Genomic DNA, 21,644 nt, shown 5'->3' on the forward strand with positions numbered 1-21,644 from the left:
CACCTGTGTTAGGTGGGCTCCTGCGATTGAGATTAGTGATGGCGGTCACGGAAGTAAACGGATTTCTCAATCAACCCCGCCCGGTTACCCCCTTGCGCCACATTTTCGCGCGCTGAATTCCCGACTTTTTACCCCTTCTACCCCCTCGCGCTCTCGCCGGGTTTGCAAAGAAATGGCACACGAGCAGGCACGGAGTGTGTCATTGCCCACAAAAGCACTTCATTTTTATTTGCAAAATTAGCAATTGCTTGCCGCCCCCCCGCGCGAAACCTTGCAACCGGAAGGTATTGACGTACTGCGGGTCCGTAGCGATACTGGCAACTATCGCCAAGACATCGTGGCGTAATTCACACCGATGAATCTAAGTGCATCCACGCACGGCAGTCCACCGAAAGGGGCTAGTTCACTATGACGACCAACACCGGCAAGGCACGCACCGCCGCGGAAATCCAGAAGGATTGGGACGAGAACCCCCGCTGGGCAGGCATCAAGCGCGAGTACACCGCCGAGCAGGTCGAGGCACTGCAGGGCACCGTCGTCGAGGAGCACACCCTCGCGAAGCGCGGCGCCGAGATCCTCTGGGAGGGCGTCTCCAAGGGCGACGGCAGCTACATCCACGCCCTCGGTGCGCTGACCGGCAACCAGGCCGTCCAGCAGGTCCGCGGCGGCCTCCAGGCCGTCTACCTCTCCGGCTGGCAGGTCGCCGGCGACGCCAACCTGGCGGGCCACACCTACCCGGACCAGTCCCTGTACCCGGCGAACTCCGTGCCGAACGTCGTGCGCCGCATCAACAACGCACTGCTGCGCGCCGACGAGATCGCCCGCGTCGAGGGTGACACCTCCGTGGACAACTGGGTCGTTCCGATCGTCGCCGACGGCGAGGCCGGCTTCGGCGGCGCCCTCAACGTCTACGAGCTGCAGAAGGCCATGATCGCCGCAGGCGCCGCCGGCACCCACTGGGAGGACCAGCTGGCCTCCGAAAAGAAGTGCGGCCACCTTGGCGGCAAGGTGCTCATCCCCACCCAGCAGCACATCCGCACCCTGACCTCCGCACGCCTGGCCGCCGACGTGGCCAACACCCCGACGGTGGTCATCGCCCGCACCGACGCCGAGGCCGCCACCCTCATCACCTCCGACGTGGACGAGCGCGACCAGCAGTTCCTCACCGGCGAGAAGTCCGCCGAGGGCTACTACTACGTCAAGAACGGCATCGAGCCCTGCATCGCCCGCGCGAAGTCCTACGCCCCCTACGCGGACATGATCTGGATGGAGACCGGCACCCCGGACCTCGAGCTGGCCAAGAAGTTCGCCGAGGGCGTCAAGTCCGAGTTCCCGGACCAGCTGCTGTCCTACAACTGCTCCCCGTCCTTCAACTGGTCCAAGCACCTCTCCCCGGAGGAGATCGCGAAGTTCCAGAAGGAGCTTGGCGCGATGGGCTTCACCTTCCAGTTCATCACCCTGGCCGGCTTCCACGCCCTCAACTACGGCATGTTCGATCTGGCCCACGGCTACGCACGCGAGGGCATGTCCGCCTTCGTCGACCTGCAGAACCGCGAGTTCAAGGCTGCCGAGGAGCGCGGCTTCACCGCCGTGAAGCACCAGCGCGAGGTCGGTGCCGGTTACTTCGACCGCATCGCCACCACCGTGGACCCGAACACCTCCACCGCGGCTCTGAAGGGCTCCACCGAGGAGTCCCAGTTCTAAAGGTTCCAAGGACCGGCTCCAACGCTTGACGACGGCGCGCCCGCCGTGGCGTCGTCAAGCGGGCGACCGGGTGACCGGGCACCGCGCGAGGGGAAACCTGCAGTTCGGGTTTCCCCTTTTCTCGTACCCGGGTCCGTGCCCCCCACCTCGACCATCGACGCTCACGAGGAGAAATCTCATGCCTTCCTGCATGGCGACAGCAGACATCGCCGACCTGTACGGCGACCAGGAGCAGCTGGCCAGCTGCGACACCCAGTTCAACAACTACGGCGGCAACACGGCGTTCTGCGGTGAGATCGTCACCATCACCTGTTTCCAGGACAACGGCCTGGTCAAGAAGACCCTCAACTCCCCCGGCCAGGGCAAGGTCCTGGTCGTGGACGGCCACGAGGGTCTGCACACCGCGCTGATGGGTGACATGATCGCCCAGGCCGGAGTGGACAACGGATGGGCCGGGGTGGTCATCAACGGCGCGATCCGCGACTCCGCCGCCGTGGCGAAGATGCCCTTCGGCTGTAAGGCGCTGGGCACGAACCCGCGCAAGTCCGCCAAGGACGGCGCGGGCACCCTCAACGCCCGCGTGGTCATCGGCGGGGTGGAGTTCCACCCGGGGCACTTCCTCTACGCCGACGAGGACGGCATCGTGGTCACCCCGGAACCCATCGACCACGACTAGGCGGTTTATGGTGGGGATATGCCCGAAGGACACGTCCTCCACCGCCTCGCCCGCGAGCTGAACGAGCGCTACCGCGACACGCCCCTGGAGATCACCTCGCCCCAGGGGCGTTTCAACGTCTCCCCCATCGCCGACGCGTCCCTGGTGCGCGCCGAGGCCTTCGGCAAACACCTCTTCCTCACCTTCGGCACCGGCCACACCGTCTACATCCACCTCGGGCTGATCGGCTCCCTGCGCTTCGAACCCGCCGCCGAGCTGCGGGGGCAGATCCGCCTCCGCCTCAGCAACGGCACCGAGGCCGCGAACCTGCGCGGGCCGCAGTCCTGCCGCCACGTCTCCCCCGCCGAGGTCCAGGCAATCCTCGACCGCACCGGTGAGGACCCGCTGCGTGACGACGCCCACCCCGACGCGCTCTGGGAGCGGGTCCACGCCTCCGGGCGCGCCATCGGTTCGCTCATGATGGACCAGCACCTCTTCGCCGGCGTGGGCAACATCTACCGCGCGGAGACCCTCTTCCGCCAGGGAGTCTCCCCCTTCGTGCGCGGCGACCGGCTCAGCCGGGAGGAATTCGACGCGCTGTGGGCCGACCTCGTCCAGCTCATGGACTACGGGCGGGAGCACGGGCGCATCGACACCGTGCGGGAGGAACACTCGCCGGTTGCGATGGGCCGCGACCCGCGCGCGGACGACCATGGTGGCGAGGTTTACGTCTACCGCCGCGCGGGCGAGCCCTGCCACGTGTGCGGGGTCCCGGTCGCCGTGCGCAAGGTGGAGGGCCGCAACCTCTTCTGGTGTCCCGGCTGTCAGGAGTGATCCCCGCGGGGACGGAGGCCGCGCGGGTAGCATGACACCATGTCTGACCCCATTTTCGAGGCACACACGGCCGCGCGGATCCGGGCGGCGGAAGCGCCGCTCCTGGACGCGCAGGATTCCCACGACGAACTGATGAAGTCCGCGGCCCACGCGGTCTTTCTCGCCGCCGAGTCCATGCTGGGTGCCCCCGGTAGCGTTCTGATTCTGGCGGGCAAGGGCGGCAACGGGGGCGACGCCCTCTACGCCGGCGCGGAGCTCGCCATGGCCGGCCACCGGGTGGATGCCTGGTGCGTTTTCGGCGGCGCGCACTCCCCCGCCCTCGAGGTATTCCGCACCGCGGGCGGCACCGTCCTCGACGCCGCTCCGGAGGACGCCGGCGCCTGGGACCTGACCATCGACGGCATACTCGGCCTGGGCGGGGCGGGCGGCCTGCCCGCCGAGCTCGGCCGGGTGTGCGGTACGGCCCGCACGGTGCTGGCCGTCGACGTTCCCAGCGGCGTGGATGCCGACACCGGCGAGGCCGGCGACGTGCACGTCACCGCGGACGCCACCGTGACCTTCGGCGGTTGGCGCCTGGCCCACGCCCTGGCCCCCGAGTGCGGGACGCAGCTGCTCGCGGAGATCGGCCTGGGCGGGCGCACCCTCGACGCGGAACTGTCCCGCACCGAACCGGCCGCCCACGTTTCCCGCGCGTCCGGTTTCTCCGGGGTCGACTGGCCCCCCGAGCTGCGCTGGCTCGAGCCGTTGCGCAGCGGCTCCCTCGAGCCCGGCGCGCGCGACGACAAGTACACCGGCGGGGTCGTCGGCATCCGCGCCGGCAGCGACATGTACCCCGGCGCGCCGATCCTGTGCACCGCGGGCGCGGTGACGGCCACCCCCGCGATGGTGCGCTACACTGGGCCGCAGGCCGTGGAGGTCGTCCGCGCCCACCCCGAGGTCATCGCCGCCGAGGCGCTGGAGGAGACCGGCCGGGTGCAGGCCTGGGTGTTCGGCCCCGGTGCGGGCACCGACGGGGCCGCCGCGGGCGAGTTGGCGTGGCTGCTCGCCCGGGAGGAGCCCCTGCTCGTCGATGCCGACGGGCTTACGCTCCTGGCCGAGCACGAGGACCTCCGCGACGCCCTTCGGGAGCGCACGGCTTTCACCGTCCTCACGCCCCACGACGGGGAGGCGGGCCGCCTGCGCAAGGCGGTCGGCGTGGAGGAGTCGGACCGTCTCACCGAGGCCCGGAAGCTCGCTGATCAGCTGCAATGCACCATCCTGCGCAAGGGCCGCGCGAGTATCGTTGCGCCGCCCAACGGTGGGATCCCCTGGATCGTTGATGCCGGGAACTCCTGGGCCGCGACCCCTGGCTCGGGCGACGTGCTCGCCGGAATCGCCGGTGCCCGTCTGGCTCGGGTCGCCGACGGGCTGGACGGGGAGACGGCGGCGCGGGAGATCGCCCGGGCGGTCACCGTCCACGCCCTGGCGGCCAAGCTCGCGGCGGGGACCCGGTTCGGGGAGGCGGCGACGTCGGCAAGCGATATTGCGGCCCACGTCCGGGAGGCGAGCGCCTGGCTCACGGCGGGCGTGACTGAGCGGGCGTGACTGAACTGGTGTGAGCGGGCCGGCGCGCGGGGTTTAGGTTGTCTCTGTGACCCAACAGCAGACCTTCCCCGCCCTCCGCCTGGCCGCGATGAGCTTCGCGGCCTTCGTGTACGTCACCTACGAGATGTTCGCCGTGGGCCTGATCACCCCGATGGCCGCGGATCTGGGGGTGACGGAGGGGAGGATCGGACTGCTGACGACGGCCTACGCCGGCGTAGTCGCCCTCGTGACCATTCCGCTGGTGGCGTGGACGCGCGGGTGGGACCGCAAACCCGTCTTCACCGCGACGCTGTTCTTCCTGCTTGCCGGGGTGGCGCTCCAGGCGACGGCCGTGAACTACGCCATGCTCGCCGCGGCGCGCATCATCGCCGCGCTGACGCACGGGCTGTTCTGGTCGCTGGTCAATCCCATGGCGGCGCGCCTGGTGCCAGCGGGGCAGACGGGCAGGGCGATCGCTGTGGTCTCCCTGGGTTCAACCATGGCGCTGGTGCTCGGCTCGCCCGCCATGACCTTCATCGGCGGGCTGGCGGGGTGGAGGGTCTCCACCTGGGTGCTGGGGGCGGCGGTACTCGCTTCCCTGGCGCTGCTCGTTCCCACGCTGCCTTCCATGCCCGCCGTGGAGCCGGACACCGGAGCGGACGCGGGCCAGCGCCGCTCCGCGATGGTGTCCCTGGTGGTGTTCCTCACCCTGGCCGTGACCGCGGCCTTCACCACCTACACGTACCTGGGGCTCATCATCGAGGTCACCTCCGGGCGCGGTCTGGTGGCGGCGGGGCTGTCGCTCTACGGGGTCTTCGGCATCCTCGGAGTGCTGCTCGCCGGCCGGCGCGTGGACGCCCGCATGCTGCGGCTCAACGCGTTCCCGCAGTTCATGATGATTGTGGCGGCCGCCGCAGGCCTGGCCGCGCTTGCCGCCTCCGGCCCGGCGGCGGTGGTGCTGACGCTGCTGCTCGTGGGGGTCTTCGGCATCGGCGAGGGGGCCCTGCCCACCGTGGCCACCACGCTCTTCCTCTTCGCCGGGCGCGCGAACCAGGACCGTGCCTCCGCGATCTACGTGGTCACCTTCCAGGTGGGCATCGCCGCCGGTTCCGCGCTCGGCGCCCTCGCGGTCGATTCCGGCCACCTGCCGGGCACCCTCATCGCCTCAGCTATCCTCGCCGCCGCGGCAGGCGCCACGCTGGCGCTGTGGACGCGGCCGCTGCTGCGCTGACGGGTCCCGGCTAGACGAGTTTGGCGTAGAACTCGCCGAAATCCACCCGCAGATTCTCGAAGTACCCCTGGTGCTCCGAGACCGGCTGCACGGCCTCGCCGAAGGGCGGCTCTGCCCGGGCACCGCCCGGCTCCAGCTGCTCCAGCGCGATGAGCGCGGTGCCGCGAAGGGTGGTGCGCTTCATCTCCAGGGGGACGACGGCCACGTCCGTGGCGTCGGCGAGGGGATAGAGCCACTCCGGGTAGTCCGCGGTGACGCGCCCGGAGGCCACCACCCGCTCGGGCTTCGCGCCGGCCTCCGTGAGCTGGTCCAGCACGCGGTCGTAGGAGAGCGCGATGCCGTCGATGATGCCGCGCCACAGCTCCAGCGGCCCCGTCGAATCCGTCACGCGCGTGAAGCTCGCCGTCGCGCCCGTCGCCCAGCCCGTGGCGCGCTCGCCCGAGAAGAAGGGCAGCACGAACGGCGCGTTGGACGGGGGAGTGCGCAGCATCTCCTCCAAGTCCCGCTTTTCGACGCCCACCAGCACGTTCTCGGCCCACGTCACGGCGCGCCCGACGTCGTTGAGCGCCCCGCCGAGGATGGCGCTGTCGCGTGCGATGCGGTAGCACCACAGCCCGTGCGGGATTTCCTCCGGCACCTCGCGGACGATCACGCGCGCCGCGCCCGAGGTCGACGCCGCGACCGCCACGGCGGTCTCGTCGACCCCGCCGACCCCGACGTTGGAGGCCCACCCGTCCGGCACGCAGTGGAACCAGGGAACGCGGATGAGCGCCTCCCACGGGGTGGATTCCGGCGTGGCGGGCTCGTCGGGGCAGCGCAGGGTTTGGAACATGCCGGCCGGGGTGCCGGCCGCGGCGAGGATGTCGGCGTCGAGCTCGCCGGTGTGCGCGTCACAGATGCCGGACCACGCGGCCATGGACACCGCAAGGCCCTCGATGCCCGCCAGGCGCATGTAGACGTACTCGCCGATGGTCATGACCTTGGCCGCCCGCTCCCACTCCGGCAGGGTCCGCGCCCAGAGCAGGCGCGACGGGTGGTAGCTCGGGTGCAGGCGCACGCCCGTGCGCTGGTGGTAGGTGGTCTCATCCACGCCCGTGCGCACCAGCTGCTCGACAAACGAGCGGCTGCGTGAGTCCGCATAGGTCGCGCAGGGGGTCAGGGCGTCACCGTGGGCGTCGACAAGCAGGAAGCTGGAGGCGAAGGAGTCCATCGCGACGGCATTGATGGGGAGGTTCTCGCGGGCAGCGAGGTCGACGATCCCCGAGATGATTTCCCGGCATTCTTCGACGACCTGGTCGGCATCAATGGTGCTCTCGCCACCGGGGGAGACCCTGAACTCGTGGGCGACGCGCTGCTTGGAGCCCTTGACGGGGCACCCGGAGGCGTCGTAGAGCCCGCCGCGGCTGGCGGTGCTGCCCACGTCGAGGGCGAGGACGTACGGTCCGCGCGACTCACCGGGGCGGACGGACATCGTAGGCATTTTCCGTGCGGTGCTCACGCCTGCCCAGTGTATCGGGGCGGTGCGGCGGTCCTTCCCGGGGCGTGGGGCGGCGGGGAACAGGCAGGCGGAGCAGCGAAAACGGCGGAAACCACCGGAAGGGGTTTCCGCCGTCGTGGCGCGGGGCTTACACGCGCGCGGGTTCGCGGAGGTTGGTGACGTGGCCGTCCTTGACCTCCACGACATCGTCCTCCGAGGAGATGAGGGAGCGGTCGTGGGTGACGAAGGCACCGGCGATGTTGTTCTCGGTCACCAGGTTGCGCAGGAGGGAGACGATCTCGTGGGAGCGGTCGGAGTCGAGAGCCGCGGTGGGCTCGTCGGCGAGGATGAGCGAGGGCTCGCCCATCAGCGCGCGGGCGATGCCGACGCGCTGGCGCTGACCGCCGGAGAGCTGCTGCATCTTGCGGTCCCCGAGGCCGCCGAGCCCCACGGTGTCCAGGAGGCGGTCGGCGCGGTCCCTGCGGGGCTTGATGCCGCGGATGTGGTCGGTGACCAGGAGCTGGTCGCGCACGTTGAGGGAGCCGATGAGGTTGGCCTGCTGGAAGATCATGCCGATCTTGTTCAGGCGCACCTCGTCGTTGACGCGCTCGCCGTCGACGGTGATCTCGCCGGAGTCGGGGGTGAGCAGGCCGGCGGCCGCCGAGAGCAGCGTGGACTTGCCGGAACCGGACTCGCCGACGATGAAGGTGAGCCGGCCGGGCTGCGCCTCGAAGTTGATGCTGTCGAGGGCGGTGAGGCGGTCCTCGCCGTCCGGGAAGGTGACGGTGACGTTGTTCATGGTGAGCATTTAGGCGATACCTCCGAGGGCGAGCTGCGGTTCAACGTTGGTGATGGAGCGGGTAGCCAGCCAGGCGCCCGCCATGCCGAGGACCCAGAGGATCAGCGGCGGACCGACGATGGAGAGGACGCTGAGGCTGAAGGGGGCGAACTTGGCGGCTGCGAGGCCCAGGCCGAGGGCGACGAGGGCACCGGCGGCGACACCGACGAGGAGGATGATGGCCGCCTGGCCAAGCGCGTCCTTACGCAGGTAGGAGTTCGAGGCGCCGATGGCCTTGAGGATGGCCAGGTCGCGGGTGCGCTGGATCGTCCACACAGTGAGAAAGGCGACGGTGACCAGCGCGGCGATGGCGTAGAGAAAGCCCTGGATCATCTTCAGGGAACCCTGCTCGGACCCGTAGGCGGGGAGGCCGGAGAAGGACTTCTTCAGGGGCATGCCCGAATCGTCGGTGTTGAGCAGCACGGTTCCTTCGGCGTCGGTGTGCACCGCCTTCTGCCACGTCGCGGTGGGGACCCAGATGACGGGGGAGTGGGAGTAGTAGAGGTCGTCGGTAAGCGAGCCGACGCTAATCGACGCCCCGCCGATCGTCACCTCATCGCCCTCGCTGACCCCGAGGGCGCGGGAGGCGACGGCCGTGTCGCCGAGCTTCTCGCCGCCCGGGAGGACGGTGCCCTCCGGCAGGCCGAGCACCGCGACGGACTCGTCACTGCCGTCGGCCTTCTGCATGAGTGTCTGGCCGGTGCCGAGCGGGGTGGAGCCCTCGCGCGCATCGACGCGGGAGGTGGTGTACGACGGGTCACTCTGGTGCTGGAACGTCACCGACGTCGGGTCAAGCGCCTCGAGGGCGGACGTGTTTTGTTTACCAAGACCGGCGGTAAGCCCGGTGAGCATCACGACGAGCAGCGTGATGAGCCCGACCACGCCCACAATCAAGCTGAAGCGCCCCTTGGCGGCTGTGATTTCCCTGATTCCTACGAACATGAGTCAATTGTGGCCCTGACCTGGGTCTGATCACATCGGGTGCGCGGTTGAACCTCCCGTCAACCGATCGGTTGATCGGGACCCCACCGGCAGGCGCGGACGCCCCGCTAGGTTGGGTAAGCGTGAAGCAAACCAGCCGCATCCTCATCTTTCTCCGCGTGAGCCTCCACGTGCTGGTGGCTCTTCTGCTCGCCATCGGCATAGCCGGTGTGTGGCGGACACCCGGCGTCCTGGCCCTGGCCGCCCTGTTCGCCGCGGTGTACATGGCCGGCACGGTGTGGCACAACGAGGGACGCCCCTACTCCCGGCGGCTGGCCTGGGTGTGGCTGGCGCTCGTGTGTGTGACGTGGGTGGCGCTGGCATCGCTCTCCCCGGTATTCGTGTGGCTGGAGTTCCCTCTGGTCATCCTCACCATCTACCTTTTGCCCATCGGCCCCGGCCTGGCGGTCTCGGCGCTCATCCTCGCCTTCACCCTCTCGATCACATGGCCGCTGAACGGCCCGGGGGGAATCATCGGGCCGAGCATCGGCACCGCCCTGGCGGTGTTCATCGTGCTGTCCTACAAGGCGCTGCGCGGCGAGGCGGAACACTACAAGGAGCTCGCCCACAAACTTCAGGCGGCGCAACTGGAACTGGCCGCCGCCGAGCACGAGGCCGGGGTGAGCCAGGAGCGCACCCGGCTCTCGCGCGAGGTGCACGACACGATGGCGCAGGGTCTGAGCTCGATCGTCCTGCTCGGCCGCGCGCTGGACAAGCAGATCACCGACGAGTCCGCGCGGCGCACCCTGGACATCATCCGGCAGACCGCGTCCGACAACCTCGCCGAAGCGCGGCGTTTCGTGGCGGTCAACGCAGGTCCGCGCGAACCGCTCCCGGACCGGCTGGCCGGCTTGGCGCGGTCGGCGGAGGAGCGGCAGCGGGCGTTGGGGGCGCAGCTGAGCGTGCGCGTCAGCGCCGCGGACGTGGCGGAACCGGCGGCGTCGATATGCGAGCGCGTGGTGCGCGAGGGTCTGAGCAACGTGGTGAAGCACGCCAACGCCACCGAGGCTGTGGTGACCGTGGATATGCTGGGCGACGTCGTCACCGTCGATGTCTTCGACAACGGTCGCGGCATCAGCGGACCCGAGGGCTTCGGGCTGCGGGGGCTGCGGGCGCGCGTGGAGGAGGCGGGCGGCGAACTCTCGGTGGAGGGCAACGTCCTCGCCGCGACCATCCCCCTGAAGGAACCCCGAAGGAGCGCTGAATGATCCGCGTCATGCTCATCGACGACCACCCCGTCGTCCGCGCCGGTCTGCGCGCCGTGCTCGACTCCTTCGGCGACATGGAGGTCGTCGCAGAGGGCGCGTCCGGTGACGTGGAGGTGCCGGGTGATGTGGACGTGGTGGTCACCGACATCCAGATGCCCGGCGCCGACGGCATCGAGGTCACGCGCCGCCTCGCGGCCGCGGGCGGGCCCCCGGTGCTCATCCTCACCACCTACGACACCCAGGCCGACGTCGTCGCCGCCGTGGAGGCCGGGGCGCTGGGTTACCTGCTCAAGGACGCCCCGGAGCAGGAGCTTCACGACGCCGTCGTGTCCGCCTCACGCCGCGAGCGCGTCCTCTCACCCCAGGTCGCGGGCGTGTTAGCCGAGCGGGTGATGCGCCCGGAGGAGGCCTTGTCCGCCCGCGAGATCGAGATCCTCCAGGCACTGCAGACCGGTGCCTCGAACCGGGAGATCGCCAAGCGGCTCTTCATCTCGGAGGCGACGGTGAAGACGCACCTCATCCACATCTACTCCAAGCTGGGCGTGGACAACCGCACGGCGGCCGTCGACAAGGCCCGCGAACGGCACATCATCTGAACGCGGTTATCCTGGGGACATGGGCACAGTAACCGTAGTCGGCTCGATCAACGCAGACCTTTCCGTGCTGGTGGAACGCCACCCCCTGCCCGGTGAGACGCTCCTGGGCACCGACGGGGGAATCTCCGCCGGTGGAAAGGGCGCCAACCAGGCTGTGGCGGCGGCCCTGCTGGGGTCCGAGGTGCGCATGGTGGGCGCGGTTGGCGACGACGCTTACGCCGGTGCCGCGCTCGAGCACCTCCGCGCCTCCGGCGTGGACCTGCGCACCGTGGAGGTGGTCCCGGGGGCGAGCGGCCTGGCCGTCATCACCGTCTCCCACGACGGGGAGAACACGATCATCGTCGTGCCCGGTGCGAACTCGGCCGTGGACGGGGGCTACGTCGCGGGGCACTCCGACGTGGTCGCGGACGCCGACGTGGTCCTGCTGCAGGGCGAGATCCCGGCCAGCGGCTTCTCCGCCGCGGTGAAGGCGGCGACCGGGCGCGTGGTGGTCAACCTCGCCCCCGTGGTCCCGGTGCCGCTCGAGGACCTGCTCGAGGCCAACCCCCTGGTGGCCAACGAGCACGAGGCGGGCCTGGTCCTGGAGATGCTGGGCGCGCCCGTTGCGGCCGGGGCCTCGGAGGAGGAGATGGCGTCCGAACTGGTCAAACGCGGTTTCCCGTCGGTGGTGGTCACCCGCGGCGCGCGCGGGGCCGTGGTGGCCGACGGTGCGGACGGGGTCGTCGCCGTGGAGACGCCCGCCGTGGAGGCCGTGGACTCCACCGGCGCCGGCGACGCCTTCGTAGGGGCGCTGGTGCACCGGCTCGCGGAGGGCGACACCCTGCTCACGGCCGCGGAGTACGCGGCGCGCGTGGGCGCGTTCGCCGCCACCCGGCGCGGGGCGCAGACCTCCTACCCGAGCGCGGTGGACGGGCTGCCCACGGTCTGAGGCTTGTTGTCGGGTGCCTTTCCGCGCAAATGAGCGCCCATAAATGCGCGCCAGTCTGGTGAATCCGAAGTGCCGAACAAAAACCACCAGACTGGCGCTCATTTATGGGCGCTCATTTGGAATCATCCCCCGTCAGCACCGTCACCGCCACCAGGGCCACCGCCGCGCACCCCATGACCGACAGCGACATGGTCTGTATGTGGTTCGCCCCCAGACCAACGACCGGGGCCGCGGTGCCGCCGACGACGAACTGGAAGAACCCCATCGCCCCGTTGCCCGCCCCGGAGCCGATGTCCCGGATGGTTTCCACGCCCAGGGAGGTCGCGTTGGCCACGATGAACCCGGCCATGAGCGAAAGCAGCGCCAGCACCGGCACCACCAGCACCAGCGGTGGGTGCCCCTGGGACAGCGCGAACAGCCCGATGCCCGCGAGCAGGTCCACCGCCAGCGCGGCGCGCAGCAGCGAGCGGGGGTGGAAGCGCCCCACCGCACGCATGTTCACCGCGTTGGAGAGGGGGATGAGCAGCGCCATCGAGCCGAAGAGCACGGCGTAGAGGGTGGGGGAGGCCCCAAGCTGGGACTGCAGGACCAGCGGCGACGCAGAGATGTAGGAGAACAGTGAACCGAAGCCGAGGCCGGAGGCGAGCATGTAGCCGATGAAGGCGGGGCGGCGCAGGCAGCGGCCGATGCGGGGGAAGAGGCCCCGGAGCGCGCGGTCGGAGCGTCGGGAAGCGGGGAGCGTCTCCCTGAGAACGGTGAGCCCGATGAAGAACTGGGCCACGTTGATGATGGCGAGGACCCAGAACACACCCCGCCACCCGAAGGCGGGCAGGAGGATGCCGCCCAGGACGGGGGCGATGGTGGGGGCAAAGCCCGTGATCGCCATCAGCCCGGAGAAGGCGCGCGCGGCGGCGCGTCCACACGCGACGTCGGGGATGACCGCCCTGGCCACCACCATCGCCGTGCCGCCGGCCAGCCCCTCGACAAGGCGGGCGGCGATGAGCAGGTGGATCGTGGGAGCCACCGCGCAGAGCACCGAGGCGACGAGGAACACCGCGGAGGAGACGAGGATGGGCTGTTTGCGGCCGGTGGAGTCGGAGATGGCGCCGAACAGCAAGTTGCCCACCGCCATCCCCACCATGAAGGCGGTGATGGTCAGCTGCGCCATGGCCGGGGTCGTGCCGAGGTCCTCGGTGAGGGCGGGCAGGCCGGGCAGGTACATGTCGATGCCCAGGGGAGCGGCGGCGGTCAGCAGGGCGAGGGCGAGGAGGAGCCCACCGGAAAGGGTGTTCACCTGTCCATTCGTAGCCATGCCAACAACCAAAGGCAACATGCACGCGGCGTGTACCCTTGCCCCATGAGCAACACCGAGGCCCACCCCGCGGAGCTCGTGCTCGCCGACGGCGGTTGCGCCCGCCCGGCCACCCCCTGCCCGGGCGCGGACGTGGAGATCATCACCCCGCGCGACGTTCCCCTCGGTGGACCCCGCGCGATGACCGTGCACCGCACCCTGCCGCAGCGCCAGCGCACGATGATCGGCGCGTGGTGCTTCGCGGACTACTACGGCCCCGATGATGTCACCGCCACCGGTGGCATGGACGTCGCCCCGCATCCGCACACGGGGCTGCAGACGCTGTCGTGGCTGTTCGAGGGGGAGATCCGCCACGTCGACTCGGAGGGCAACACGCGCCTCATCGAGGCGGGCGAGGCCAACCTCATGACCGCGGGCGACGGTATCGCCCACTCCGAGACCTCCACGGATGCCACCTCCACGCTCCACGGTGTCCAGCTCTGGATCGCCCTGCCCGAATCCGCCCGCCGCACCGCCCCTCCCGGCCTCGCACACTTCACGCCCGAGCCCTTCCGGCTCACGGGCCTGAAGCCGCCGGCCTCCGCCGGCGAGGCGCGCGTCTTCGCGGGCACCCTCTTCGGCCGCACCAGCCCCCTGACCACCCACACCCCGCTCGTCGGAGCGGAGCTGCGCGTCGCCCCGGGGCAGGAGTTCGTCATGTGGGTGGACACCTCCTTCGAGCACGGTCTGCTTGTCGACGCCCCCGGCCTGCAGCTGGAGGGCATCGACATCCCCGCCCGCGCCATCGGCTACACGGGCGTGGGGGAGCAGACCCTCACGGTGACCAACACCACCGACCGGGAGATCCGCGCCATCCTCCTCGGTGGCGAGCCCTTTACCGAGGAGATCCTCATGTGGTGGAACTTCGTGGCGCGCGACTACGCGGAGATCGAGCAGGCCCGCGCGGACTGGCAGGGGCGCCCCCGCCGCTTTGGGGAGGTCGAGGGGTACGTGGGCCGCGGCGGACCCGGCCGCAACGCCGAGGGTCAGGGCTGGCTCCCCGCCCCCGAGCTGCCTCACGCGCGGATCAGGCCGCGGCACAACCCCGCGCCCACCGCCCGGCCGGACGCGGGAGCCTAGGCACCGGCGATCGTGATAAGGGCCCGGGCCTCGGCACCGGGTTCGCTGCCGCGGCGCCACACCGCGCGCAGCTCACGGGCGAATGTGAGGGTGTCCACCTCCACCAGCTTGCCCAGCTTGAGGTGGTCGGCGACGGCACCGCGGGCGATCACGCCGGGCGCGCCGAGGGCCACGATCCCGGCGCGCTGCGAGGCGAGGGAGCCGAACTCCCCGGCCGGCTCCGCCAGTTCCCCGAGGGCCGTTTCCACCACGTCGCGCGTCCCCGATCCGTGCTCGCGCATCACGAGGGGAGTGTCGCGCAGCTCCCGCTCGCTCACCCGGCGGGTCGCCCAGCCGTGGCCGGGCGGAACCACCACGATGAGCTCGTCGGTGCCCACGGGGGCGGCCGCCAGGTCGCGGGGTGTGTCCCCGCCCTCCACGAAGCCGATGTCGGCCTCCCCGGAGGAGACCGCCGCGCGCACGCCGTCGGAGTTCTCCTGGATCATGCGCAGGTGGACGGCGGGGAAGCGGAGGTGAAAAGTGGCGGCCCAGCCGGGGTAGTGCAGCTCCGCGACGGTATTGGAGGCGGCGACGCGCAGCTCGCCGAGGGTGCCGGGTTCCGCCAGGGCGCGGGCGGTGGTGAGGAGGCCGGAGGCGGCCCGGGAAAGCGCCGGGAGGGCGTCGAGAAGCGCGGCACCCTCGGGCGTGGGCGTGATGCCGTAAGGGGAGCGGGTGAAAACGCGGACGCCGAGGGCGCGCTCGGCACGGGTGATGCGCGCCGACATCGTCTGCTGCTGGGTGGCGGCCTCCCGCGCGGCCGCGGAGATGGAGCCTGTGCGGGCCGCGATGGCGAGGGCTTGGAGCTCCTCCCACGCAGGTAAGCGGGGGTACATGTGGTGATTGTACCCCCTACGCCTTCCACCGGTAGCCCCACCGGGCCAGCGCGGCGATAGCGTTTCCCGCATGACGCGCACCTCCCTTCCCGCACCCGGGCCGGCCTGGGCCGGCACCCTCATGGGCACCTCCATTGCCGCCACGCTGACGCACGCCCACGGCGTGCCCGTGCTGCCGTGGTTCTTTGGTGTGGTGGCGCTGGGGATCCTTGCCGCCATCACGGGCGGGTGGCTGCGGCACCGCGAACCCGGCTTCACGCAGAACGCGATGGGCCCGTGGGGCATGGTCTCGATGGGCGTGCTGGCGTGCGGGTCCGCGTGGACGGCCCTGACCGGTTCGGACGTGCCGCAGATGACGGGATTTGCGGTGGGCGCCCCGCTCGCGCTCGTCGTGGCGGCGAACCAGCTGCGCGGCTTCTCGGGGGCGCCGGCCTTCCCGTGGGGGCTGGCGCTGGTGGCCCCGAACGTCGCGGCCACGACTGCCGGCCAGCTCGCCGCGCACGGGCACGGGGAGGCGTTCCGGTGGTTCGGAATCTTCTGCTTCGTCCTGGCTCTGTTCACCGCGGTCCCCGTTTTCCTGCGCTGCTACCTCGCCGTTTTCCGCCGGGAGACGGAGCTTCCGTTCCCCATGGCGGGGACGGCCTGGATCCCGGTGGGCGTGCTCGGCCAGTCCACCGCGGCGGCGCAACTNNCCTCAACTGCTGTTCGGCAGCGGCGCCGCCACCGCCTGCGGGTGCGTCCTGCTCGCGGCGGCCCTGCCGGCCGCGCTGTGGGCGGCCGCCCGGTTCTACCCGGCGGTGGCCGCCTGGGCGAGCTACACCCCCGGGTGGTGGTCGTCGACGTTCCCCATCGGGACGGTGTCCCTGGGCTCGCACCTCATGGCCGGGGTAACCGGGTGGGGTTGGTTGGATGGGGTGTCGCGCGTCTGCCTCACCGTGCTGGTGGCCAACTGGCTCATCTGCGCGGTGCGCTTCGCCTGGTGGCTGCGCGAGCCGGGGCTCACCCGCGCCGAGTGAGACTGCCCTCCTGTGCGGCGGCCGGTCCTGCGGTCGCCCTGCGCGCAGCCGCCTGACCAGTATTGTTTAGGCCATGATCGTGTCGCTTCTCATGACAGTCGAAGAATCCCGGCCGCTGATGTCTCGACTCGTCAACGTGGAGGATTCGATGCACTTGGGGGAGCTTTCGCAGGTCATCGACGCCGCTTTCGGCTTTTCGGGCACCGAGAGCCACCTCTACATGGGCCCCGGGACCCGGGGCTCCCAGCGCGAGGTCTACACCGCCCTCCCCGGTCCCGGGGAGCGTCCGGAGGGTGGCATCACCGTCGCGCAGGTGCGGGAGCTGACCTACGTCTACGACCCCAACGCCGACTGGAACATCCACCTCGAGGTACTCGGCAGCTCGCGCCTCGACGGCCCCACGCCGCTGCTTATCGACGCCCTCGGCCCCGACGTCGTCGAAGCCTGCAACGGCCCGGCCATGATGAGCCGCTTCCACGCGGAGGCGCGCCGCATCACCGCCGGCCTCGACCCCGACATGGACGTCGCCCCACTGCTGCTGAGCTTCCTGCCGGTGATGAGCCCGGAGCGCCTGCTGCAGCGCCTCTCCCAGGCGGACCAGGTGACCGTGAGCGAGCGGATCAGCTTCGTGGCGGAGGACCTCTTCCTCGACTCCGCCGACTCCATGGCCGAGGACCCGCGCGGCCCCCGGTTCGCCGCGGAATTCGAGGACTTCCTCGATGCCCGCCCCGACCTGCGCGATGTCCTCTCCCTCGACCCCAACCCGGAGCGCAACCCCACGCTCATCGCCGCCATGGCCGAGTTTTTCGAGGGCGCGCTTGGCGACGCCCCGGTGGACGCCGCGGGGGAAAGCGACTCCATCGGCGATGCCCTCGCCGCCGTCATCCACAAGGTGATCACGCAACCGGGCGGGCACGTCCGGCTCACCCCCTCCGGGGCGCTGCCGTCGCGGGTGGTCGCCTCCCTCGCCGCCGAGCTGGGCCTCGGGTCCGTCCTGCCCCGGCAGCGGGAGGGTACCGTGCCGGGGCTGACAACCATCCGCCGCGTGCTCACCGCGGCCGGCCTGCTGGAGGAGGTGGATGGCTGGCTGGAGGTCACCGACTCCGGGTTCGCGCTGGCTGGGGGCTCCCGCGGGGTTGCGGGCCTGGACGAGGCACTGCGTACCGGGTTCGAGAAGGTGCTCGGGAAGGGGCGCTGGGGGGCCGTCGTGAAGTGGGTGGCGGCGGACCACGGACTCATCTCCGTCGGCCCGCAGGCGGTTCCGCGCGACATGGATTCCGTCTGCACCCTGCTCAGGGCGACCGGGATCGTGGAGGAGGTGCCCGGGGAGGGCCTACGCCTCACCCCCGGCGGGGAGCGGTTCATCCGGCGGGCGCTATTGGCCCACGAGAACGAGGTATAGGCCGATCCCGCCGAGCGCCAGCATCATCGCCGTGGTGAGCGCGACGGCACCGGCGTTCGCCTCCGCGCGCCCACGGTCCAGGGCGTGGGCCCGGGTGCGGTAGATGCCCCTGTTCAGGGAGATGATGCCCACGCCCAGGGCCGCCAGCAGCGCGATTGCCGTGAGCACCACCGCCGGGTAGGAGGCGGACCAGCGGAGGAGGGTCATCGATGCAACCAGCATGGCCAGCGCCGTGCGCGTCCACGCGAGCGACGTGCGCTCCGGCTGGAGGCCGGCGTCCGCCACCGGAATGGGCGGGCGGCGCGGGCTGCGGCCCATCTACCGCAGCCCCAAGAAGACGACCACCGCGGCAATGAAGATGCCGATGCCGAGCAGCGGCGCGATCGCGGGGGCGGGGAGGGGGTCCGAGTGGCGCATGGCGCGCTCGATGCGCACCCAGCGGACCAGGGCGCCGAGCGAGATGGCCATGGACGTGAGGATCACGACGGCCGCGGCCGCGGTGCGCAGCTCCGGCCGGATCCCCGGCACCGCAAGGGCCTCCAGCGCGATGCCACCGGCGAGGAACGCCAGCGACGTGCGCGTCCAGGCGAGGAAGGTGCGCTCGTTGGCCAGGGTGAAGCGGGGATCGGGCTCCTCGCCGTCGGGGAAGACCGACCGGGTGAACCAGCTACGCTCCGGGCCACTGCGTTGAGACATGGTTGCCCAGTTTAACGGGGGTGCACCTCTCACCGGAGCTGGCGCAGCCACAAACCGGTGAAACCCGCAACGATGACGAGAGAGCCGAGAGCGAGCACCCTCGCCACCTTCCGGTGTTCGCGCTCCAGGTAGCGCGCACTGGCCCACCCGCCCAGGGCGGCACCGAGGGTGTTGAACATGAGGTCATCCACGTCCGAATACCCCGAGGCCGTGAGGTACTGCGTGACCTCCACCAGCGCGCTCAGCGCGAACCCGAGGGGGATCGCGCGCCGCCGGGCGAGGAAACCCACCGGGGCGAAGAGAGCGACGTTGCCGAAAAAGTTGAGCCAGGGGCCGTACCAGATGCGGGGCCGGTAGAACTCCTCCAGGGGTATCAGGCGCACCTGGCGCAGGGCCTGGACGGGCTCGCTCCACAGCGGCCTTCCGTCGACGTGCGCCTTGCCGATGGTGATGCAGAAGACGGCGGCGAGGACCAGTATCCACGCCACCGACTCCGAACTTTCCCGTCCTCGCACCGCACCGACCTTAACCGGGGGCCCTGTCGGGCGGGTGTGTGGGCACTGGGAGGTTGGTGACTGCACTTCCCGGCTCGGGCCGGAACTCAGGTGTATTTACTGGGTTCCGTCGAGATGCCACGCCGGGTTCGGACCGACGATGTCACCGTTGGCGTCGTAAAGGTAGAAGCCAACGCCATCGCTCATTCCGGAGCGGCCCTGTTCGATCTCCGAGGCGAATTTAGCCCCCAGCGCCCGCAATTTCTCGTCCGGGTTAGCCATGAGGGTATGAGTGACAACCTTGAAACCAACGATATCGATCGCTTGAAACGGCCCGTAGGACGAGCTGGTGGAGATGCGCCACACATTGTCGATGTCCTCGGGATTCGCGTAACCGCCGGTAAGCAGTCTGAGGCCGGAATCTATGAAGGGAATGAGCATCGAGTTGAGGAGGTAGCCCCGAAGCGGGTTTTTGATGACGACGGGAACCATCCCGAGGTCTCGGGCGATGACCTCACCCTTCTGGAGAAGCCCCCCGCTGGTGTTCTCGCTTCCCATAATCTCGACGATATTCATCTTCCAGATCATGTTGCCGAAGTGCATTGCTGTCAGGCGGGATGGGTCGGTCATGAGGGCCGAGATCTCAGTGGGCAGAAGAGTGGAGGAGTTGGTGAAAAAGAGGGACCCGGCCGGGGCGGCTTTTTCAACCTGCTTGAAGAGCTCCTGCTTCACCGCCAGATCCTCCACGGCGGACTCAATGACAATGTCCGCACCTTGCACGGCCGCGTCGAGGTCACCGGTTCGGTTCACGGCACCCAGCCGCACATCGAATTCCGCTACGTCAAAGCCCTCGAAGAACTTCGCGTACTCCCCTGTCACCCATCGGCAGTACTTGTCGAAGGATTCGAAGTTATTGCGGTGGTTGTACACCGTAACGTCGAAACCGTGGTTTACAGCTTGTGCTGCGATCTGCGTTGCCAGAAGGCCGGAGCCAATGATGGATAGCTTGGTCACTGGGAAACGTCCGTCGCTTTCTCGTCGGTGGGGTCCGGAAGATGTCTTGGGACGACCTTCCCGGCGTCGTTGCGGGGCAATTCCTCCATGCACACGATGTGGTCGAGCGCCGCGAAATCGCTGACAGCGTTGACGATCTTCGCGTTGATTTCATCCCGGTCGATATCGCTGTTGGGCACGACGTATGCGGTCAATTTCGCCATCAGGTCGCTTTGCTCCCCCATGACATAGACATCGTCGACCTCGGGGAGGGTGTAAAGGAATTCCTCGATCACGCGCGGGTAGATGTTTTCCCCGCCCCGAATCACCATGTCATCCGCGCGGCCACCGATGTAGAGGCGCCCGTTGTGGTCAATGTGCCCTTTGTCACCGGTGGAGAGCATCCCGTCGACGACGTGCGACGAGTCCTTGTCGGAGAGGAATCCCATCGAGGTCATAGAGTTGGAGGAGAAGATGACTCCGGTGCGGCCGGGAGGCAGTGGCTCACCGTCCTCGGAGAGGATGGCCAACCGAACGCCCGGCCCCGGCTGGCCCGCGGTTGTCGGGTCCTCCGCCATGTCTTTGGCCGTGGCGATGCTGATCTGGCCGTGCTCGGTAGAGCCGTAGAAGTTGTGCACGACGGGATCTCCGCTACCGAAGTACTTGTTGAGCTCGATCACCAGCTCCGGGGGAATGGCGTTGCCCGCAGACACAATGAACCGCACAGATGAGGTGTCCAGGCTTTCGCGCTTTACCGTCTCAAGCATCTGCCGGAGGTAGACGGCTGCGGAGATGATGCCCGTCACCTGGTACTTCACCACGTCGTCGATCTCGCGGTCTGCATCGATCCACCGGTGGGTGATAAGGGTGGATCCGTTCGCGACGGCGATCTGCAGGTTCAGCCAACCCCACGCGTGGAACATGGACACCGACAGCTGCAGGACATCACCCGAGCGGAAGGGGATCTTCTCCAGAATCCCGCCCAGGACCTTGGGGGTCCGGGGAACCGGGAGCACCACTGCTTTGGGGACCCCGCGGGTTCCCGAGGACATGATGACGGTCGGTTTCTGCTTCGGGCGCCGCGGAAGGGCCACGTGCCGCAACTCACCGGATCCCCGCTTGATTAGTTCGGTGACCGTTGTCCTATCTGAGTCGGGCCCGGACCACTCCGCAGCCACCACGAGGTTATCGACGTCAAGCTGCTCGATAACTTCTGTGAACTCCGCATCCACGAAGGTGACGTTGCTCGGGTATTCCACTGAGATGTCGCGGAGCTGTGAGAGTGAGGATGCCGGGTTGAGAATCTGGATCTGCACGCCCAGGTACGATCCCGCGATCATTGCGAGCAGCATGTGATGGCTGTTGCGGGTAATGAGGGCGATCGATTCCACCTCCCCGCCATCACCTGCCTGCAAGGTGCGAAGGCTCCGCGCCAGGGCTCGGCCTTGATCCCTCATCTCCGTGAACGTGAGCGCACCGGAGTCGTCGATGATTGCAGTGCGATTGGGAAAGGACCCCGCACTGGTTTCCACAAGGGAAGCCAGGGAAATCCCGAGCTTTCCCATCGTACGCACCCGATCCAGGGATTCCCTGGGACCGGACTTGCGGAGCACCCCCGCCTGAGCAAGGGGTTTGAGGGATTTGACCATCTGGTCAATTTGGGTGCCGACCGGAACATGGGTGTTGTGTTTGCGCATGGTGAAACCCGCCCATTTCTAGGAGTAG

General features: G+C 69.3%; 21 protein-coding genes and 1 pseudogene. 12 read left to right on the forward strand and 10 right to left on the reverse strand.

Translation table 11 applies throughout. The features are described 5' to 3' along the window. Nucleotides 1-408: 408 nt before the first annotated feature. The 5 genes from aceA to B3611_RS07160 all read left to right on the forward strand — a co-directional run bounded on the left by aceA (nt 409) and on the right by B3611_RS07160 (nt 5,987). A complete protein-coding gene (gene aceA, locus B3611_RS07140; RefSeq protein WP_291314393.1) occupies nt 409-1,704 on the forward strand; it encodes an isocitrate lyase in 1,296 nt (431 codons plus the stop codon). A gap of 190 nt (nt 1,705-1,894) precedes the next feature. After that, nucleotides 1,895-2,380, forward strand: a complete 486-nt coding sequence (gene rraA / locus B3611_RS07145; RefSeq protein WP_291314394.1) for a ribonuclease E activity regulator RraA — start codon at nt 1,895-1,897, stop codon at nt 2,378-2,380. Nucleotides 2,381-2,398: 18 nt separating this feature from the next. Continuing rightward, nucleotides 2,399-3,193: an Fpg/Nei family DNA glycosylase gene (locus B3611_RS07150; RefSeq protein WP_291314395.1), complete on the forward strand. Its 795-nt coding sequence runs from the start codon at nt 2,399-2,401 to the stop codon at nt 3,191-3,193. Nucleotides 3,194-3,232: 39 nt separating this feature from the next. Continuing rightward, on the forward strand, nt 3,233-4,777 hold the full coding sequence (locus tag B3611_RS07155) for a bifunctional ADP-dependent NAD(P)H-hydrate dehydratase/NAD(P)H-hydrate epimerase (protein WP_291314396.1): 1,545 nt from the start codon (nt 3,233-3,235) through the stop codon (nt 4,775-4,777). An 88-nt stretch (nt 4,778-4,865) separates the two neighbouring features. Next, entirely contained in the window at nt 4,866-5,987 is a 1,122-nt protein-coding gene (locus B3611_RS07160; protein WP_291314581.1) for an MFS transporter, read from the forward strand. Nucleotides 5,988-5,997: 10 nt separating this feature from the next. Here the strand turns inward: B3611_RS07160 and B3611_RS07165 are convergent, their stop codons facing one another. From B3611_RS07165 to B3611_RS07175, 3 genes are all read right to left on the reverse strand, one after another. After that, the gene (locus tag B3611_RS07165; protein ID WP_291314582.1) at nt 5,998-7,467 is read right to left on the reverse strand and encodes a gluconokinase; all 1,470 of its coding nucleotides are present in this window, start codon (nt 7,465-7,467) and stop codon (nt 5,998-6,000) included. A 145-nt stretch (nt 7,468-7,612) separates the two neighbouring features. Further along, a complete protein-coding gene (locus B3611_RS07170; RefSeq protein WP_291314397.1) occupies nt 7,613-8,272 on the reverse strand; it encodes an ABC transporter ATP-binding protein in 660 nt (219 codons plus the stop codon). After that, entirely contained in the window at nt 8,273-9,244 is a 972-nt protein-coding gene (locus B3611_RS07175) for an ABC transporter permease (protein ID WP_291314398.1), read from the reverse strand. It lies immediately after the preceding gene. Between the two features lie 122 nt (nt 9,245-9,366). Here B3611_RS07175 and B3611_RS07180 point away from each other — a divergent pair, with 122 nt between their 5' ends. From B3611_RS07180 to B3611_RS07190, 3 genes are read left to right on the forward strand one after another with little or no spacing between them, the layout of a single operon-like run. Next, nucleotides 9,367-10,491 (forward strand): sensor histidine kinase, encoded by a 1,125-nt coding sequence (locus tag B3611_RS07180; RefSeq protein WP_291314399.1) that lies wholly within the window; start codon nt 9,367-9,369, stop codon nt 10,489-10,491. After that, nucleotides 10,488-11,087, forward strand: coding sequence for a response regulator (locus B3611_RS07185; RefSeq protein WP_291314400.1), 600 nt, complete (start codon nt 10,488-10,490; stop codon nt 11,085-11,087). Before B3611_RS07180 ends, B3611_RS07185 begins: the two co-directional genes overlap by 4 nt. 19 nt (nt 11,088-11,106) lie before the next feature. Continuing rightward, nucleotides 11,107-12,015 (forward strand): ribokinase, encoded by a 909-nt coding sequence (locus tag B3611_RS07190; protein WP_291314401.1) that lies wholly within the window; start codon nt 11,107-11,109, stop codon nt 12,013-12,015. A 112-nt stretch (nt 12,016-12,127) separates the two neighbouring features. Here the strand turns inward: B3611_RS07190 and B3611_RS07195 are convergent, their stop codons facing one another. After that, a complete protein-coding gene (locus B3611_RS07195; protein WP_291314402.1) occupies nt 12,128-13,327 on the reverse strand; it encodes a multidrug effflux MFS transporter in 1,200 nt (399 codons plus the stop codon). A gap of 45 nt (nt 13,328-13,372) precedes the next feature. Here B3611_RS07195 and B3611_RS07200 point away from each other — a divergent pair, with 45 nt between their 5' ends. Further along, nucleotides 13,373-14,446 carry a pirin family protein gene (locus B3611_RS07200; protein ID WP_291314403.1) on the forward strand — a complete coding sequence of 358 codons (1,074 nt, stop codon included), beginning with the start codon at nt 13,373-13,375 and terminating at the stop codon, nt 14,444-14,446. Here B3611_RS07200 and B3611_RS07205 read toward each other — a convergent pair. After that, nucleotides 14,443-15,318 (reverse strand): LysR family transcriptional regulator, encoded by an 876-nt coding sequence (locus B3611_RS07205; RefSeq protein WP_291314404.1) that lies wholly within the window; start codon nt 15,316-15,318, stop codon nt 14,443-14,445. The genes B3611_RS07200 and B3611_RS07205 overlap by 4 nt on opposite strands. A 121-nt stretch (nt 15,319-15,439) precedes the next feature. Here B3611_RS07205 and B3611_RS10180 point away from each other — a divergent pair. From B3611_RS10180 to B3611_RS07215, 3 genes and pseudogenes are all read left to right on the forward strand, one after another. Further along, nucleotides 15,440-15,970: pseudogene (locus B3611_RS10180) on the forward strand (hypothetical protein); the annotation flags it as partial. Nucleotides 15,971-16,085: 115 nt separating this feature from the next. Then, entirely contained in the window at nt 16,086-16,334 is a 249-nt protein-coding gene (locus B3611_RS10185) for a hypothetical protein (RefSeq protein ID WP_414646319.1), read from the forward strand. Nucleotides 16,335-16,407: 73 nt separating this feature from the next. After that, nucleotides 16,408-17,736 (forward strand): IS1096 element passenger TnpR family protein, encoded by a 1,329-nt coding sequence (locus B3611_RS07215; RefSeq protein ID WP_291314406.1) that lies wholly within the window; start codon nt 16,408-16,410, stop codon nt 17,734-17,736. On the opposite strand, the gene B3611_RS07220 is transcribed toward B3611_RS07215, so the two are convergent. From B3611_RS07220 to B3611_RS07240, 5 genes are all read right to left on the reverse strand, one after another. Beyond that, nucleotides 17,710-18,054 (reverse strand): DUF202 domain-containing protein, encoded by a 345-nt coding sequence (locus B3611_RS07220; protein ID WP_291314407.1) that lies wholly within the window; start codon nt 18,052-18,054, stop codon nt 17,710-17,712. The two genes, B3611_RS07215 and B3611_RS07220, sit on opposite strands and share 27 nt — an antisense overlap. Then, nucleotides 18,055-18,432 (reverse strand): YidH family protein, encoded by a 378-nt coding sequence (locus B3611_RS07225; RefSeq protein ID WP_291314408.1) that lies wholly within the window; start codon nt 18,430-18,432, stop codon nt 18,055-18,057. 29 nt (nt 18,433-18,461) lie between these two features. After that, nucleotides 18,462-18,947: a VanZ family protein gene (locus B3611_RS07230; RefSeq protein WP_291314409.1), complete on the reverse strand. Its 486-nt coding sequence runs from the start codon at nt 18,945-18,947 to the stop codon at nt 18,462-18,464. A gap of 96 nt (nt 18,948-19,043) precedes the next feature. Next, a complete protein-coding gene (locus B3611_RS07235; RefSeq protein ID WP_291314410.1) occupies nt 19,044-19,940 on the reverse strand; it encodes a 3-hydroxyacyl-CoA dehydrogenase NAD-binding domain-containing protein in 897 nt (298 codons plus the stop codon). After that, complete coding sequence (locus tag B3611_RS07240; protein WP_349676591.1) at nt 19,937-21,616, reverse strand: AMP-binding protein; 1,680 nt, start codon at nt 21,614-21,616, stop codon at nt 19,937-19,939. The genes B3611_RS07235 and B3611_RS07240 overlap by 4 nt, the downstream gene beginning before the upstream one ends. Nucleotides 21,617-21,644: the final 28 nt, after the last annotated feature.

The organism is Corynebacterium sp. UBA2622, assembly GCF_002339505.1.
Lineage (GTDB): Bacteria > Actinomycetota > Actinomycetes > Mycobacteriales > Mycobacteriaceae > Corynebacterium.

What these genes read in the sequence shown, in the direction of transcription:
- B3611_RS07170 (WP_291314397.1), bottom strand. Translation starts at nt 8,272, where the DNA reads ATGCTCACCATGAACAACGTCACCGTCACCTTCCCGGACGGCGAGGAC.
- B3611_RS07175 (WP_291314398.1), bottom strand. Translation starts at nt 9,244, where the DNA reads ATGTTCGTAGGAATCAGGGAAATCACAGCCGCCAAGGGGCGCTTCAGC.
- B3611_RS07220 (WP_291314407.1), bottom strand. Translation starts at nt 18,054, where the DNA reads ATGGGCCGCAGCCCGCGCCGCCCGCCCATTCCGGTGGCGGACGCCGGC.
- B3611_RS07160 (WP_291314581.1), top strand. Translation starts at nt 4,866, where the DNA reads ATGAGCTTCGCGGCCTTCGTGTACGTCACCTACGAGATGTTCGCCGTG.
- B3611_RS07155 (WP_291314396.1), top strand. Translation starts at nt 3,233, where the DNA reads ATGTCTGACCCCATTTTCGAGGCACACACGGCCGCGCGGATCCGGGCG.
- B3611_RS07165 (WP_291314582.1), bottom strand. Translation starts at nt 7,467, where the DNA reads ATGCCTACGATGTCCGTCCGCCCCGGTGAGTCGCGCGGACCGTACGTC.
- rraA (WP_291314394.1), top strand. Translation starts at nt 1,895, where the DNA reads ATGGCGACAGCAGACATCGCCGACCTGTACGGCGACCAGGAGCAGCTG.
- aceA (WP_291314393.1), top strand. Translation starts at nt 409, where the DNA reads ATGACGACCAACACCGGCAAGGCACGCACCGCCGCGGAAATCCAGAAG.
- B3611_RS07190 (WP_291314401.1), top strand. Translation starts at nt 11,107, where the DNA reads ATGGGCACAGTAACCGTAGTCGGCTCGATCAACGCAGACCTTTCCGTG.
- B3611_RS07205 (WP_291314404.1), bottom strand. Translation starts at nt 15,318, where the DNA reads ATGTACCCCCGCTTACCTGCGTGGGAGGAGCTCCAAGCCCTCGCCATC.
- B3611_RS07215 (WP_291314406.1), top strand. Translation starts at nt 16,408, where the DNA reads ATGATCGTGTCGCTTCTCATGACAGTCGAAGAATCCCGGCCGCTGATG.
- B3611_RS07185 (WP_291314400.1), top strand. Translation starts at nt 10,488, where the DNA reads ATGATCCGCGTCATGCTCATCGACGACCACCCCGTCGTCCGCGCCGGT.
- B3611_RS07240 (WP_349676591.1), bottom strand. Translation starts at nt 21,616, where the DNA reads ATGCGCAAACACAACACCCATGTTCCGGTCGGCACCCAAATTGACCAG.
- B3611_RS07225 (WP_291314408.1), bottom strand. Translation starts at nt 18,432, where the DNA reads ATGTCTCAACGCAGTGGCCCGGAGCGTAGCTGGTTCACCCGGTCGGTC.
- B3611_RS07150 (WP_291314395.1), top strand. Translation starts at nt 2,399, where the DNA reads ATGCCCGAAGGACACGTCCTCCACCGCCTCGCCCGCGAGCTGAACGAG.
- B3611_RS07200 (WP_291314403.1), top strand. Translation starts at nt 13,373, where the DNA reads ATGAGCAACACCGAGGCCCACCCCGCGGAGCTCGTGCTCGCCGACGGC.
- B3611_RS07195 (WP_291314402.1), bottom strand. Translation starts at nt 13,327, where the DNA reads ATGGCTACGAATGGACAGGTGAACACCCTTTCCGGTGGGCTCCTCCTC.